The sequence below is a fragment of the Diaphorobacter sp. LI3 genome (genome assembly GCF_022807955.1).
Taxonomy (GTDB): Bacteria; Pseudomonadota; Gammaproteobacteria; order Burkholderiales; family Burkholderiaceae_C; genus Diaphorobacter; species Diaphorobacter nitroreducens.
Map to the genome: position 1 here is coordinate 1618711 of NZ_CP094346.1, position 15980 is coordinate 1634690.

Here is a 15980-nt window from a genome sequence, read left to right on the forward strand (position 1 = left end):
CAAATCACACTGGAAAGGACCATGCAATGAAACTGACCCATCTTGTCGCCATGAAAGCCATTATCCTGGCCACGGCACTGCCCATGGCGGCCCAGGCCGATTCGCTCTGGCACCCCGCGTCCAATGAGCAGGGCTTCACGTATCACCCCGATCATTTCAAGAGTACCAAGACCCGTGCCCAGGTGCTGGCCGAGGTCGAGGCAGCCCGCAAGGACGGTACGCTCACGCTGATGCAACGTGGACTGCCGGTGCCCATCAAGAGTTCCGCAGCACCGAAGGCGCGCCAACAGGTTGTCGATGAGATGCGCAGCGAATCACCAGAAGCGCGGCGTGCGCGGCTCGAAATGTATTCCGGCGGTTGACACTGCTGCCAATACCCTGCGCTGCCGTGCCCCTCGTGTCGCTTCGTTGCGTCAAGCGACCACAGCTATTCGAATATAGAAGCGGTCCTTATTTCATTCTGGATGAACCCGCGAGGAGGCACGCTACGCGCAGAGGACTCTGAAACAAACCCAAGCAGCGAGGAATGGCGGATTGAAGCCTGTAGCTGCTACACTGTTACCCCTATGCGCAAATGGCTGGCTATCGTCTTGCTGGTGTTCTTGCCGCTCCAATTCAGTTGGGCGGCTGTGGCCAGTTATTGCCAGCATGAAACTGGGGCTGCGGCCAAGCACTTCGGCCACCATGCACATCAGCACAAGGCCGCCGACGGCAAGGACGCCAGCCCTGATCCGGCCAAGACCCTGGGCGGCGATCCTGATTGCGCGTCCTGTCATGCCGGGTGCTTCTCGGTCTTGTCTGAGGATGTCAAGTTGGCGTCGCCGATCAGCCCGTCCGTAGATACGGCGTACCACCCGGAGCGCCTTGCAGTGCCTCCACCCGAACGTTTAGAGCGCCCTCAGTGGCGTGCCCTCGCCTGATCGGCGGGGAGCGCGTTCCTTTCCCTTCGTCATCCCTCTACCGTCGCGCATGGCGCGTCACGGTGTGCGGTCGGCTTCATGCGGCTGATGTGACGACGTTGCTGGCGATCATCTGGATCGCCCCCCGCCGATTTCCTCGTGTATTTCAAGTCACTGGAGAATCGGATGTTGAAGGGTATTCACAATCACAACGCAAGGGCAACGGCGGCAGGCTTGCTCCTTGCGTTCACGGCAGGGCTGGCTTTCGCCCAGCCGCTGCCAGCGCTACCGGGCAATGCCCAAAGCGGGGCGCAGACTGAAGCAACGGCTCCACTGAGCCTGCAAAAAGCCATCGCGCTGGCTTTGGAAGCCAATCTTGACCTGACCGTCGCTCAGCGGGAAGTCGAGGCCGTGCAAGGCCAGGTGCTTCAGGCGCAAGCGCGCCGCAACCCCGAACTGGCGTATGCGCTTGAAGACCAGCGCACGCCAACCCGCACCCAAAGCGCGCAGATCAACCTGCCCATCGAATTGGGAGGCAAGCGCGCCGCCCGCATCGCGGCGGCCGAGCGAGGGCGTGATGTCGCGGTCGAGGAGTTGAACGCGCGGCGCGTCGAAATTCGCGCCGCCGTGGTCGCCGCCTTCTTCGAGGCGCTGGCCGCCCAGGATCGCACGGCCCTGGCCCAGGACAGCGTTGACTTGGCCAGGAAAGCGACGGACGCCGTTGCCAAGCGCGTGACGGCGGGCAAGGTCTCTCCGGTCGAGGAAACCAAGGCCCGGGTGGCCGAGGCTGGTGTGCGGGTTGAACTGGCGCAGGCCCAAAGCGAACAGCGCAGCGCCCGCGCACGGCTGGCCAGCTTGCTGGGGGCCAGCCCGCCGCAGTTCACCCAGGTGTCGGGCAGTGTGGATGATCTCCCGGTCGTCCCTTCGCTGGATGACATCCAGCAGCGCCTGTCGGCCTCGTCGGCATTGCGCCGGGCGCAGTTGGAAGTTGAACGCCGCAGGTCATTGGCTGACGTGGAGCGGAGCAAGCAAACGCCAGATGTCACGGTCAGCCTGGGCGTGAAGCGCCCGAACGAGCTTGCGCGCAATCAGTTGATGCTCGGCGTTTCCGTGCCGCTGCCTTTGTTCGACCGCAATCAGGGCAACTTGCTGGAAGCGTTGAAACGTGAAGACAAGGCGCGGGACGAACTCCAGGCGCTGAACGTGCGCCTGAGCACGGACGTGCTTCAAGCCCGCGAGCGGCTGGCCTCAGTGCGCGGCGAGATCGACGTGTTGCAGCGCGAGGTGCTGCCAGGAGCCAAGAGCGCCTATGACGCGGCCACCGTGGGATTTGGCTACGGCAAGTTCAACTTCCTGGAAGTGCTGGACGCGCAGCGCACCTACTTCGCCGCCCAAGCCCAATACCTCAAGGCACTGGCCGAAGCGCATCGCGCGGCGGCGGACATGGATCGCGTGATCGGCGCATCCGAACCCACGACCACCCCGCCCGCAAACAAGGAATGAACATGAAACTCGACACGAACAAACTGAACGTCGGCAAGAAACAGTGGATCGCCATCGCCGTGATCGCCGCGGTGGGCATTGGACTGGGCGGCGCCATTCTCGGCGGCAAGACGGGCAAGACCGCCGAAGGCGAGGGCCACGGCAGCCACGTTGAAGCCAAGGCCCACAGCGATGGTGAGCATCATGGCAAGACAAGCGATGCGCAGCACGAGGACGACAAGGGCCATGCGGATGGCGAGCACCATGAAGGGCCGGGCAAGGGGCCGCATGGTGGCAAGCTGTTCAATGAAGGGGATTTCGGATTGGAGGCATTGCTCGCCGAGGACGGAGGCGAGCCGCGTCTGCGCATCTGGCTGTACGACAAGGGCAAGGCGCTGGCCGCCAGCGCCGCCAAGGTCAGCGCCACCGTTTCGCGTTTGACCGGCGAGAAGCAGGCGCTCAACTTCACGCCCGACAAGAACAGTCTGCTGAGCCGCGAGACCGTGCCGGAGCCCCATGCGTTCGAGGTCAGCATCGTGGCGCAAACGGCCAATGCGCCTTTCACGTTCAGCTTCCGCCAGGAAGAGGGGAAAGTCGAACTCAGCGATACGCAAATCAAGGCGGCATCCATCGGCATCGACACCGCAGGGGCTGCAAGCATCAAGTCTGCCCTGCAATTGCCGGGCGAGATCCGCCTGAACGAAGACCGCACCTCGCATGTCGTCCCGCGCATGGCGGGCGTGGTCGAGAACGTGCAGGCCAGCTTGGGACAAACGGTCAAGAAGGGACAGGTGCTGGCGGTCATAACCAGCCCGACCGCATCCGAGCAGCGCAGCGAATTGCAGACGGCGCAAAAGCGGCTGGCTTTGGCCAAGACCACCTTCGAGCGCGAGAAGCGGCTGTGGGAACAGAAAATTTCCGCCGAGCAGGATTACCTGCAAGCCGGGCAGGCATTGAACGAGGCGCAGGTCGCCGTGGCCAACGCGCAGCAGAAGCTGTCTGCCGTGGGCCTGGCCCCAGGGTCTTCGGGCGGGCTGAACCGCCTGGAGTTGCGCGCACCCTTCGATGGCGTGGTGATTGAAAAGCACCTCAGCCTGGGCGAAGTCGTCAAGGAAGACGCCGCCGTGTTCACGGTGTCGGACCTGGGCCAGGTCTGGGCGGAAATCAACGTGCCTGCCAAGGATTTGCCGCTCGTCCGAGTGGGCGAAAAAGTCAACATCAAGGCCACGGCCTTCGATGCCAGCGCGCAAGGCACCATCACTTTCGTGGGCGCGCTGATCGGCGAACAGACCCGCACGGCCAAGGCCCGCGTGGTCTTGGCCAATCCGCAGGGCGCGTGGCGTCCCGGCCTGTTCGTCAATGTGGAAGTGACCGCATCCGAGGCCACCGTGCCCGTCACCGTGGCCAGCGATGCGATTCAGACCGTGGGTGATAAGCCCGTCGTTTTCGTCAAGGTGAGTGACGGCTTCGTGACCCAGCCCGTGCAGTTGGGCCGCAGCGATGGCAAGCGCGTCGAAGTGCTGCAAGGGCTCCAGGCCGGGGCAGCGTATGCGGCGGCAGGCAGTTTCGTCGTGAAGTCCGAACTCGGCAAAGCCTCTGCCGAACACACCCATTGATGCCGGAGCCACGTCCATGTTTGAAAAACTCATTCGCGCAGCCATCGAGCACCGATGGTTGGTGTTGCTGGCAGTCATCGGTATGGCTGCCGTCGGCGTGTTCAACTACCAAAAGCTCCCCATCGATGCCGTACCGGACATCACCAACGTCCAGGTACAGATCAATACCCAAGCGCCAGGATATTCACCGCTGGAGACCGAGCAACGGGTGACCTACCCGATTGAAACCGTGATGGCGGGCCTGCCCAACCTGGAGCAGACCCGTTCCCTGTCGCGCTATGGACTGTCGCAAGTGACCGTGATCTTCAAGGACGGCACCGACATCTACTTCGCGCGCCAGTTGGTCAATGAACGCATCCAGGAGGCACGCGACAAACTGCCCGCCGGCATCACCCCCGCGCTGGGGCCGATCTCCACCGGCCTGGGCGAGATTTACCTGTGGACGGTCGAGGCCGAGGACGGTGCGAAGAAACCCAATGGCACACCCTACACGGCCACTGACCTGCGCGAGATTCAGGACTGGATCATCAAGCCGCAGTTGCGCAACGTGCCCGGCGTGACGGAAATCAACTCGATCGGCGGCTATGCCAAGGAATACCAGATCGCGCCCATCCCAGCGCGTCTGGCCTCGTTGGGCGTCACCTTGCAGGACATCGTGACGGCGCTGGATCGCAACAACGGCAACGTGGGCGCGGGCTACATCGAAAAGCGCGGCGAGCAGTACCTGATCCGGGCGCCCGGACAGGTCAAGACGCTTGAGGACATTGGCAACGTCATCCTCAGCAGCGCGGGCGGGGTGCCCATCCGCGTGCGCGACGTGGCGGACGTGGGGATGGGGCGCGAACTGCGCACCGGTGCCGCCACGGACAACGGCCGCGAAGTGGTGTTGGGCACGGTCTTCATGCTCATCGGCCAGAACAGCCGCACGGTGTCGCAGGCCGTGGACAAGAAGATGGTGGAGATCAACCGCAGCCTGCCCGAGGGCGTGCACGCGGTGACGGTGTACGACCGCACCGTGCTGGTGGACAAGGCCATCGCCACGGTGAAGAAGAACCTGCTGGAAGGCGCGATCCTGGTGATCGTCATCCTGTTTCTGTTCCTGGGCAACATCCGTGCGGCCATCATCACGGCGACGGTGATTCCCTTGTCGATGCTGTTCACCTTCACCGGCATGGTGCACTACAAGGTGAGCGCCAACCTGATGAGCCTGGGGGCGCTGGACTTCGGCATCATCATCGACGGGGCGGTGGTGATCGTCGAGAACTGCGTGCGCCGACTGGCCCATGCGCAGGCGCACCAGGGCAGGCCCTTGACGCGGGCGGAGCGCTTTCACGAAGTGTTCCTGGCGTCCAAGGAATCGCGCCGCGCGCTGCTGTTCGGGCAGCTCATCATCATGGTGGTCTACCTGCCCATCTTTGCCCTGACGGGTGTGGAAGGGAAGATGTTCCACCCGATGGCGTTCACGGTGGTGGCCGCGCTCGTGGGGGCGATGATCCTGTCGGTGACTTTCATTCCGGCGGCGGTCGCTCTGTTCATCGGCCACCGGGTCAGCGAGACGGAAAACTTTCTGATCGTTCAGGCCAAGCGCTGGTATGGCCCCCTGCTGGATCGCGTGATGGCGGCCAAGGCCGTGGTGCTGGCGGCAGCCGCCGTGGCGGTGGTGCTGTGCGGTCTGATCGCCACCCGCATGGGCAGCGAGTTCGTGCCCAGCCTGAACGAAGGCGACTTCGCCATCCAGGCGTTGCGCATTCCGGGCACCAGCCTGTCGCAATCGGTGGCGATGCAGCAGCAACTGGAAGCGACGCTGAAGGCCAAATTCCCTGAGATCGACCGCGTTTTTGCGCGCACCGGCACGGCGGAAATCGCCTCCGACCCCATGCCACCGAACATTTCCGACGGCTACATCATGCTCAAGCCCGTGTCCGAGTGGCCCGAGCCGCGCAAGTCGCGCGACGAATTGCTGCAAGCCATTCAGGAGGTCGTGGGCAAGGTGCCGGGCAACAACTATGAGTTCTCGCAGCCGATTCAACTGCGCTTCAACGAACTCATCTCGGGGGTTCGCAGCGATGTGGCGGTAAAGATCTTCGGTGACGACATGGACGTCTTGAACAAGACGGGCGAAGAGGTCTCGGCCATGTTGCAGAAGATTCCCGGCGCGTCCGAGGTCAAGGTAGAGCAGACCACCGGATTGCCCATGCTCACGGTCAACATCGACCGCCAGAAAGCCGCGCGCTATGGGCTGAACGTGGCCGACATCCAGGACACGGTGGCTACGGCTATCGGTGGGCGCGAGGCCGGCACGCTGTTCGAGGGTGATCGCCGCTTCGACATTCTGGTTCGCTTGCCCGAGTCCTTGCGCAACGACCTGGAAAGCATGAAGCGCCTGCCGATTCCGCTGCCGCGCGGAACGGGTGGCGCGGGCGGCGGCGAGGGCCGAACCAACTTCATCCAACTGGCCGAGGTGGCGAGCTTCGAGCTGGCGCCCGGCCCCAATCAGATCAGCCGGGAAAACGGCAAGCGCCGCATCGTGGTGAGTGCCAACGTGCGCGGCCGTGACGTGGGCTCCTTCGTGGCCGACGCCGAGGCGGCACTGGCGCAGATCAAGATTCCCACGGGCTATTGGACGAGTTGGGGCGGCACGTTCGAGAACCTGCAATCCGCCACGCAGCGCTTGCAGATCGTCGTGCCGGTGTCGCTGCTGCTGGTCTTCGTGCTGCTGTTCGCCATGTTCGGCAATGTCAAGGACGGCTTGCTGGTCTTCACCGGCATTCCGTTCGCGCTGACCGGCGGCATCCTGGCGCTGTGGCTGCGCGACATTCCCATGTCCATCTCGGCCGCCGTGGGCTTCATCGCGCTATCGGGCGTTGCCGTGCTCAATGGCCTGGTGATGATTTCCTACATCCGCAGCCTGCGAGAGGGCGGAACGCCGCTGGACGCAGCCATCCGCGAGGGCGCGCTGACGCGCTTGCGGCCGGTGCTGATGACGGCCCTGGTGGCATCGCTGGGCTTCATCCCGATGGCCATTGCTACGGGCACCGGCGCGGAAGTACAGCGGCCGTTGGCCACCGTGGTGATTGGCGGCATCTTGTCTTCCACCATGCTGACGCTGCTGGTGTTGCCGATCCTGTACCGGCTGGCCCATCGCCCGGATGAGCAGGAAGAGGATGTCACGGCAGAGCCAGCACATGAGGGCGTAACCGCTTGAAAGGACAAACGATGAACGCCGTTACGGCACCACGACAGACTCCTTTAAGCTTTACAGGGACATCGACTCATGGAATTGCGTCACCTCCGGTACTTTCTGGCCGTTGCCGAAGAGCTTCACTTCGTCCGCGCTGCGGAGCGGTTGCATATCGAACAGTCACCACTGTCGCGCGCCATCAGGGAATTGGAAGAGGAATTGGGCGCGCAACTGTTCGTGCGTACCAGCCGCAGCACGCGCCTGACGCTGGCGGGCAAGCTGCTGATGGAGAACGCGCCTCGCGTGCTGCTGGCGCTGGACCAGGCGCGTGAGAGCGTGAAGGCGGCAGCCAATGGCTTTCACGGCCGGTTGCGCGTGGCGCTGTCCGACGGCATCACCCCCTCGCGCCTGCCGGCGCTGCTGGCGCGCTGCCGCGAGGAAGACCCGGAGATCGAGATCCGCCTGTTCGAGGTGCCGCTGGCCCAGCAACTCAGCGGCCTGCGTGACGATCTATACGACGCGGGCTTCTCGATGGCCGACGAGGTGGGCGACGGCATCATCATCGAACCCGCCTGGGAGGATGAGCTGATGGTCGCCATGCCCGCGCGCCATGAACTACTGGCCCACAGGCGGGTACCGCTGGATGAAGTGCTGCAACATCCCCTGGTGCTGGGCGACCCGGCAGTTTGCGAAGGCCATGCCAAGCAGATCGACCGCATCCTGCGCAAGCAGGACCGGGAGCCCTTGATCGAACAGTACGTCGCCACGTTCGACGTGATGATGACTTTCGTGTCGGCCGGCTTGGCGCTGGGGCTCGCAGGCGCCGCGCACATCGCTTCCAGCCGCGAGCCGGGCGTGGTGGGCCGACCGCTCGCGGGAAAGTCGCCCATGCTCACTACCTATCTGCTGCGCCGCGACGCCGAGCCGTCGCAGGCGCTAGCCCGCTTTATCGAGCGGGTCGAAGCCCTGGGACCGGGAGACGCTTAGCCATTGGCCCCGTTTCACTTCGGAGGATTCAAGCCATGAACCTATCCAAGATCATCGCTATGTCGTCGCTAGCAGTTCTGCTGGTCGCCTGCGGCAAGTCTGAGCCGTCCAAGCCCGCCGCCGTGCCCAGCGTGGAGGAACTGGCTGCTGACCCCGTGCGTTTGCGAGAACTGCGCCAGCAGTGCAAGACGGATCGTCCGACGATGGGCGACGTGCTGTGCAACCGAGTGGCCGAGGCGACGAACCGGCGTTTCCTGGGTGACGGCAAGGTGCCTTATACGCCGCCGAAGGAACCGCCGAAGTTCTGATGGTCGGTTTGCCGCAACGCACCTGCGCGTGCCTGCGCCTTTTTGCGCGCTGCGCAGCAGCGCGCCCGTTGTGGCGGTCTTTCGCCCCAGTTCTTCCCTGCCGGAAACCATGCTTTTTGCGGCATCAACCTGCCGATAACGGTCTTTGACCGGCACGCCCAGCGGCACTGATCCTCACGAGGGCGGCACATGCCTGTGCCGCGATCGGAGGCTGGATGATGCAGGGAACGAACGTGCTGTTCGGTCAGATTGCCGTGGTGTTCGGCATCGTGATCGCTGGGGTGTGGAGCGCCACGCAATGGACAGCCGCCGCCCTGGGCTATCAGCTACGCCTTGGCTCGCCCTGGTTCGATTTCTTCGGTACGCCGGTCTATCACCCGTGGCGGCTGTTCGAGTGGTGGTTCGTCTTCGATGCCTATGCGCCGCGCGTGTTCGACACCGGCGGCGCCATCGCAGGCGGCAGCGGATTGCTGGCGGTGGTGGTCGCCATCGGCATGTCGATCTGGCGCTCGCGGCAATCGCGCCTGGTCACGACCTACGGCTCGGCCCGCTGGGCGAACGCGGATGACATTCGCAAGGCCGGCCTCACGCAGCCGACCGGCGTGTTCCTCGGCCAGCACGACCACCAGTACCTGCGCCATGAAGGCCCGGAACACATCCTGACCTTCGCGCCCACGCGCTCGGGCAAGGGCGTGGGCCTCGTGGTGCCGACGCTGCTTTCCTGGCCAGCTTCGGCCGTCATCCACGACATCAAAGGCGAGAACTGGCAGATCACCGCCGGTTGGCGCTCGCGCTTTTCGCATTGCTTGCTGTTCAACCCGACGGATAGCCAGTCAGCGGCCTACAACCCGCTGCTGGAAGTGCGGCGCGGCGTGCATGAAGTCCGCGACGTGCAGAACATCGCCGACATTCTGGTCGATCCCGAAGGGGCGTTAGAGAAACGCAATCATTGGGAGAAGACCAGCCATGCGCTGCTGGTCGGCGCGATTCTGCACGTGCTCTATGCCGGCGAGGACAAGACGCTGTGCGGCGTCGCCAACTTCCTGTCTGACCCGGCTTGCCCGTTCGAGCTGACGCTGCACCGGATGATGACGACCCTGCACCTGGGCGATCGCTCGCACCCGGTGGTGGCGTCGGCCGCGCGCGAAGTGCTCAACAAATCGGACAACGAGCGTTCCGGCGTGTTGAGCACCGCCATGTCGTTCCTCGGCCTGTACCGTGACCCCACGGTGGCCGAAGTCACATCGCGCTGCGACTGGCGCATCGCCGACCTGATCGCGGCCGAGCATCCGGTGTCGCTGTACCTGGTGGTGCCGCCTTCGGACATTTCGCGCACGAAGCCGCTCATTCGCCTGATCCTCAACCAGATCGGCCGGCGCCTCACCGAATCGCTCGATGGCTCCGATGGCATCGAGCGCCGTCACAAGCTGCTGCTGATGCTCGATGAGTTTCCGGCGCTGGGGCGCCTGGACTTCTTCGAGACGGCGCTGGCCTTCATGGCGGGCTACGGCATCCGCAGCTTTCTCATCGCGCAGTCGCTCAACCAGATCGACAAGGCGTATGGGCAGAACCATTCCATCCTCGACAACTGCCATGTGCGCGTGACGTTCGCCACGAACGACGAGCGCACCGCCAAGCGGATCTCCGAGACGCTGGGTACGGCCACCGAGCTGCGCGCCCAGCGCAACTACGCGGGCCACCGGCTTGCGCCGTGGCTGGGCCACCTGATGGTGTCGCGCCAGGAAACCGCGCGTCCGCTGCTGACGCCGGGTGAAGTCATGCAGCTTCCGCCCGACGAGGCCGTGGTGATGGTGTCCAGCGTGGCACCGATCAAGGCGAAGAAGCTGCGCTACTACGCGGACGCCAATTTCAAGCGCCGCGTGCTGCCGCCGCCTGTGCTTGCAGGCGGTCAGTACGCCGACGCGCCGCCGCTACGCCCGGACGACTGGAGCGGGCTGGCGATCCCCGCCGTGCCCGCCGCACCGGCCACGGCATCCGCCGATGGCCTGGGTTCCACGGATGAAGGCGGCCCGCGCCGTCAGCCTGAACTCTCCGAAACCGTCGCCTACGACCCCGAGCTGGCCGCGCCCGCAGCCGACCTCGGGTTGCTCGATGACGACGACGACTTGCCGCTTCCCCTTCCGCGCCAGCTTGATCCGGCCATGCAGCGCACGGCCCGGCTGGCTTCCCTCGACCCTGACGACGGAATCGACCTATGACCCAACACCGCCTCAACGTGTTCATCCAGCCTGAGCATGGCAAGCGGCTCGACGAACTGGCCGCCAAGAAAGGCGTATCCAAGTCCAGCATCGTCGCTGCCGCCTTGGCATCGTGGCTGTCGCCCGATGCCGCCGACCAGCGCGAAGCAGCAATTGCCAAGCGCCTGGATCGCTTGTCACGGCACGCCGAGCGCATGGAGCGCGACCTGAACATCCAGATCGAGACGCTGGCACTGTTCATCCGCTACTTCCTCACGGTGAGCACGCCCGTGCCCGAAGCGCATCAGGACGCAGCGCGCGCCCAGGGCAAGGCGCGCTTCGAGCAGTTCGTCGAACAACTCGGGCGGCATTTGCTGCGCGGTCGCAGTCTGGTGCGGGACGTGGTGGAAGAACTGCATCCAGACCCGGCACGCATGGACGACGCGCAGGAGCGCGCGTCATGAGCGCCGTTCCTTCCTTCACCGCCGTTTCCCTGGATCGCCGCATCCAGATGCTGCGCACGGCAATGGGGCCGCTGATCGCCGCCGCGCTGGAAGACCCCGACGTAGTGGAAGTCATGCTGAACCCGGATCGAACCTTGTGGATCGACCGGCTTTCGTCGGGTCGCGCACCGATGGGTGTGGAGCTGTCCGAGGCGGACGGTGAACGCATCATCCGCCTCGTCGCGGCCCACGTCGGCGCCGAGGTGCATCGCGGTCAGCCGCTCCTGACGGCGGAGCTGCCCGAGACGGGCGAGCGCTTCGAGGGCATCTTGCCGCCCGCCGCACCGGGGCCGGCCTTCGCCTTGCGCAAGCGCGCCTTTGGCGTGATCCCGCTGTCGCGCTACATCGAGGACGGAATGATGACCGCCGCGCAGGCGGGTCTGCTGGTGCGCGCCGTGCGCGAGCGCCAAAACATCCTGATCGCAGGTGGGACGAGCACCGGCAAGACCACCTTGGCCAATGCGCTACTGGCGGAGATCGCCGCCACGGGCGACCGCGTGCTGGTGCTCGAAGACACTGTGGAGCTGCAATGCGCGGCCCGCGACCATGTGCCGCTGCGCACACGCCAGGGCGTCGTGTCCATGACCGAGTTGGTGCGTTCGTCCATGCGCCTGCGCCCGGATCGCGTGGTCGTCGGCGAGGTACGCGGCGCCGAAGCGCTGGATCTCATCAAGGTGTGGGGTACAGGCCATCCGGGCGGCATTGCCACGATCCATGCCGGCTCCGCGCTGGGCGCGCTGCTGCGTTTGGAGCAACTGATCCTCGAAGTGGCGGTGAACCCGCCCCGTGCGTTGATCGCGGAAGCGGTCAATGTGGTCATCCACATCGCTGGGCGCGGGCGCAAGCGCCGCATCGAGAGCATCGCCCGCGTCATCGGCTTCGATGGCGTGGGCTACCACCTGGCGGATGCGCTTGAGGCTCCATTCCCGGAGCTGCTGCCGCAGTCCGACCTTTCCTCCCCGTCCCCCGACCACTCTGGAGAACTTCCATGACGCACGTTGATGCTTTCCGTATTTCCGCAAATCCGCTTCCTCGGCCCGCACGGCTGCATGGCTTGGCTCGCCCGGCCATTCAGGGCTTGATGCTCGCTGCCTTCATGCTGCTGCTCGCAGGTACTGCGCAGGCCGCCGGTTCTTCGATGCCCTGGGAAGGACCGCTGCAATCTATCCTCGAATCCATCCAGGGGCCGGTGGCGCGCATCGTCGCAGTCATCATCATCATCGCCACGGGCTTGGCGCTGGCCTTCGGCGATACCTCGGGCGGCTTCCGCAAGCTGATCCAGATCGTGTTTGGCCTGTCCATCGCGTTCGCCGCTTCGAGCTTCTTCCTGTCGTTCTTCAGCTTCTCCGGTGGGGCCGTCGTATGAACGGCCCGCACGATGGAATGCCCGGCTTCGAGGTGCCGCTACATCGGTCTCTGACCGAGCCGATCCTGATGGGCGGCGCTCCGCGCACCGTGGCCATCACCAACGGCACGCTGGCCGCCGCCGTGGGCCTGGGCCTGCAACTGTGGATTCCCGGCGTGGTGCTGTGGATCGCCGGCCATTCGCTGGCGGTGTGGGGTGCCCGAGTCGATCCGCAGTTCATGGCCGTGTTCGCGCGGCACATCAAGCACCGGCCGCTGCTGGACGTGTGAGGGAATGCCATGCTGAACCTTGCCGAATACCGCCAGCGGCCCGCGCTGCTGGCCGACTGGCTGCCTTGGGCTGGACTGGTTGCGCCGGGCGTCGTCCTGAACAAGGACGGCAGTTTCCAGCGCACGGCGCGCTTTCGTGGCCCCGACCTCGATAGCGCAACGCAGGGCGAGCTGATCGCCACGGCTGCGCGGTTGAACAACGCGCTGCGCCGGCTCGGTTCGGGCTGGGCGCTGTTCATCGAGGCCGAGCGCCGCGCCGCCGCCGACTATCCGCACTCGGAGTTTCCCGAGCCGCTTTCGTGGCTGGTGGACGAGGAACGCCGCGCTACGTTCGAGGACTCGGGCAACCACTTCGAGAGCGGCTACCACCTGACGCTGGTGTACCTGCCGCCCGAGGAATCGCGCGCCCGCGCGGCGGGGATGCTGTACGAGAACCGGCCCACCGAAGGCGTGGACTGGCGCGAGCGCCTGACGGCCTTCGTGGCGGAAACCGATCGCGTCTTCGACCTGCTCGATGGCGTGATGCCGGAAATCGCCTGGCTCGATGACGGCCAGACGCTGACCTATCTGCACTCGACCATCTCCACGCGGCGCTACCGCGTCAGCGTGCCCGAAGTGCCATTCCACATCGACGCGCTGCTGACGGATTCCGCACTGGTTGGCGGCCTGGCGCCCATGCTGGGCGACCAGCACCTGCGCGTGGTGTCGGTGCGGGGCTTCCCGACCTCGACCTGGCCGGGGATTCTGGACGACCTCAACCGCCTCGGCTTTGGCTATCGCTGGTCAACCCGGTTCCTCTGCATGGACAAAGCCGATGCGGAAAAGGAACTTTCCCGCCTGCGCCGCCAATGGTTCGCCAAGCGCAAGAACGTCATCGCGCTGCTGCGCGAAACCATCTTCCAGCAGGAAACCCCGCTGGTTGATACCGACGCCAGCAACAAATCGGCCGATGCAGACGCAGCGTTGCAGGAGCTGGGCAGCGACCAGGTGGCCTTCGGGTATGTCACCACCACGGTGACGGTGCTCGACGCCGACCCGGCAAAGGCCGACGAGAAGCTGCGCATGGTGGAACGGGTGATTCAAGGGCGTGGGTTCGTGACGATCCCCGAGACCTTGAACGCGGTGGAGGCGTGGCTGTCGTCGATTCCCGGCCACGCCTACGCGAACGTCCGCCAGCCCATCGTCTCGACGCTGAACTTGGCGCACCTGATGCCGGTGTCCGCCGTATGGGCCGGGCCGGAGAAAAACTCCCACCTCGACGGCCCGCCGCTGATCGTGACCCGCACCGAAGGCGCAACGCCATTCCGGCTGGTCACGCACATCGGCGACGTGGGCCACACGCTGGTGGCCGGGCCGACCGGCATGGGCAAGTCCGTCCTGCTCGCTACGCTGGCGATGCAGTTTCGGCGTTATCGCGGCTCACGCATCTTCGCCTTCGACATGGGGCGCTCGATGCGCGCCACGATCCTGGGCCTGGCCGGCGAGCACTACGACCTCGGGATGGATGGCGAGATTGCTTTCCAGCCGCTGGCCCGCATCGACCGTGAGGGCTACCGCACCTGGGCGGCCGAATGGATCGAAGGGCGCTTGCGGCACGAAGGTGTCGCGGTCGGCCCCGACGAGAAGGTTGCCATCTGGTCGGCGCTCGGCAGTCTCGCTGGTGCGCCCGTGGAGCAGCGCACGATGACGGGTCTGTCGGTGCTGCTGCAATCGAACTCGCTGCGGCAGGCGCTCGCGCCCTATGTGTTGGGTGGCGCGCACGGCAAGCTGCTGGACGCCGACCATGATCGGCTGGGCATGGCCGACGTGCAGTGCTTCGAGATGGAGGAGCTGATGCACAGCAAGGCCGCCGTCATGGCCGTGCTGCATTACCTCTTTGCGCGCTTCGATGAACGCTTTGACGGTGCGCCCACGCTGCTGATCCTCGATGAAGCGTGGCTGTTCCTCGATGACCCGGTGTTTGCGGCGCGCATTCGCCAGTGGCTCAAGACGCTGCGCAAGAAGAACGTCAGCGTCATCTTCGCCACGCAGAGCCTGGCCGACATCAAGGATTCGAGCATCGCGCCCGCGATCATCGAAAGCTGCGCGAGCCGCATCTTTCTGCCGAACCCGCAGGCGACCGAGCCGCAAATCCGAGCTATCTACGAAGGCTTCGGCCTCAACAGCCGCCAGATCGAGATCGTCGCTACCGGGCAGCCCAAGCGCGACTACTACTACCAATCCCGCCTCGGAAACCGCCTGTTCGACCTCGACTTGGGGCCGGCGGCGCTCGCCTTCGCGGGTGCGTCCACACCGCAAGACCAGCGCGACATCGACGCGGTGCTCGCCGCTTCATCCGCTGTCACCCCGTTTGCAGCCGCGTGGCTGCGCCATCGCGGCCTGCATTGGGCCGCCGACCTGCTTTCCACGTTCCCGTCCACCCACCTCCAGGAGAACCCATCATGAAAAGGCGTCTACTCGCCGCCGCCGTCGCGGCCATGCTTTGCACCGCCACTGCCCATGCGCAATGGGTCGTGATCGACCCTACGAACCTGATCCAGAACACGCTGACGGCCATCCAGACGCTGGAGCAGATCTACAACCAGATCAAGCAGCTTGAGAACGAGGCGCAGATGCTGCGTAACCAGGCGCGCAACCTGGCCAGCCTGCCGTCCAGCGTGGTCGGCCAGTTACGCGCCAACCTGGCGACCACCCAGCGGCTGATCGCCCAGGCCCGAGGCCTGGCTTATGACGTGACGAATCTGGATCGGGAGTTCCAGCGCCTGTATCCAGAGCAATACGCCGCCACGGTGAGCGGCAACCAGATGTACCGCGACGCGCAGGAACGCTGGAAGAACACGCTCAATGGCTTGCAGACCACCATGCAGATGCAGGCCCAGGCATCGCAGAACCTGAGCGATGACGAAAGCGTGCTGGCCGACCTCGTGGGCAAGAGCCAATCGGCCGTGGGTGCTTTGCAGGCCATGCAAGCCACCAACCAGCTTCTGGCCTTGCAGGCCAAGCAGTCCATCCAGACACAGCGCCTGAACATCACTCAGGATCGTGCCGCTTCGCTAGAGCTGGCGCGGCAGGCCGCCGCTGTGGAGCGGGGCCGCGAGGTGAACCGGCGCTTCTTGGGTGGAGGCACGCCGTACACGCCTCAGACCGTCGATTTTTATAGCCGCTGACGGG

The 15980-nt window shown here is 65.0% G+C and carries 14 protein-coding genes; all 14 read left to right on the plus strand.

The annotated features are described in order from the left end of the window. Positions 1-26: 26 nt before the first annotated feature. The 14 genes from MRB47_RS07530 (at position 27) to trbJ (ending at position 15976) form a co-directional block, all read left to right on the plus strand. Entirely contained in the window at positions 27-362 is a 336-nt protein-coding gene (locus MRB47_RS07530) for a DUF4148 domain-containing protein (RefSeq protein WP_252102350.1), read from the plus strand. A gap of 204 nt (positions 363-566) precedes the next feature. Beyond that, entirely contained in the window at positions 567-920 is a 354-nt protein-coding gene (locus tag MRB47_RS07535) for a hypothetical protein (RefSeq protein WP_252102351.1), read from the plus strand. A 165-nt stretch (positions 921-1085) separates the two neighbouring features. Further along, positions 1086-2402, plus strand: a complete 1317-nt coding sequence (locus MRB47_RS07540) for a TolC family protein (RefSeq protein WP_252102352.1) — start codon at positions 1086-1088, stop codon at positions 2400-2402. Positions 2403-2404: 2 nt separating this feature from the next. Continuing rightward, positions 2405-3997: an efflux RND transporter periplasmic adaptor subunit gene (locus MRB47_RS07545; RefSeq protein ID WP_411275737.1), complete on the plus strand. Its 1593-nt coding sequence runs from the start codon at positions 2405-2407 to the stop codon at positions 3995-3997. A 16-nt stretch (positions 3998-4013) separates the two neighbouring features. Beyond that, complete coding sequence (locus tag MRB47_RS07550; RefSeq protein WP_252102353.1) at positions 4014-7202, plus strand: CusA/CzcA family heavy metal efflux RND transporter; 3189 nt, start codon at positions 4014-4016, stop codon at positions 7200-7202. 69 nt (positions 7203-7271) lie between these two features. After that, positions 7272-8165, plus strand: coding sequence for a LysR substrate-binding domain-containing protein (locus MRB47_RS07555; protein ID WP_252102354.1), 894 nt, complete (start codon positions 7272-7274; stop codon positions 8163-8165). A 35-nt stretch (positions 8166-8200) separates the two neighbouring features. Beyond that, positions 8201-8473, plus strand: coding sequence for an EexN family lipoprotein (locus MRB47_RS07560; protein WP_009523287.1), 273 nt, complete (start codon positions 8201-8203; stop codon positions 8471-8473). A gap of 218 nt (positions 8474-8691) precedes the next feature. After that, positions 8692-10692 (plus strand): conjugal transfer protein TraG, encoded by a 2001-nt coding sequence (locus MRB47_RS07565; protein ID WP_041715981.1) that lies wholly within the window; start codon positions 8692-8694, stop codon positions 10690-10692. Further along, positions 10689-11135 carry a CopG family transcriptional regulator gene (locus tag MRB47_RS07570; protein WP_013517139.1) on the plus strand — a complete coding sequence of 149 codons (447 nt, stop codon included), beginning with the start codon at positions 10689-10691 and terminating at the stop codon, positions 11133-11135. The genes MRB47_RS07565 and MRB47_RS07570 overlap by 4 nt, the downstream gene beginning before the upstream one ends. Continuing rightward, complete coding sequence (gene trbB, locus MRB47_RS07575; protein ID WP_013517138.1) at positions 11132-12166, plus strand: P-type conjugative transfer ATPase TrbB; 1035 nt, start codon at positions 11132-11134, stop codon at positions 12164-12166. The genes MRB47_RS07570 and trbB overlap by 4 nt, the downstream gene beginning before the upstream one ends. Then, positions 12163-12540, plus strand: coding sequence for a TrbC/VirB2 family protein (locus MRB47_RS07580; protein WP_013517137.1), 378 nt, complete (start codon positions 12163-12165; stop codon positions 12538-12540). Before trbB ends, MRB47_RS07580 begins: the two co-directional genes overlap by 4 nt. After that, on the plus strand, positions 12537-12809 hold the full coding sequence (locus MRB47_RS07585; RefSeq protein WP_013517136.1) for a VirB3 family type IV secretion system protein: 273 nt from the start codon (positions 12537-12539) through the stop codon (positions 12807-12809). The genes MRB47_RS07580 and MRB47_RS07585 overlap by 4 nt, the downstream gene beginning before the upstream one ends. Before the next feature lie 9 nt (positions 12810-12818). Beyond that, positions 12819-15254, plus strand: coding sequence for a conjugal transfer protein TrbE (gene trbE, locus MRB47_RS07590; protein WP_013517135.1), 2436 nt, complete (start codon positions 12819-12821; stop codon positions 15252-15254). Continuing rightward, positions 15251-15976, plus strand: coding sequence for a P-type conjugative transfer protein TrbJ (trbJ, locus tag MRB47_RS07595; protein ID WP_013517134.1), 726 nt, complete (start codon positions 15251-15253; stop codon positions 15974-15976). Before trbE ends, trbJ begins: the two co-directional genes overlap by 4 nt. The last annotated feature ends 4 nt before the right edge of the window (positions 15977-15980 follow it).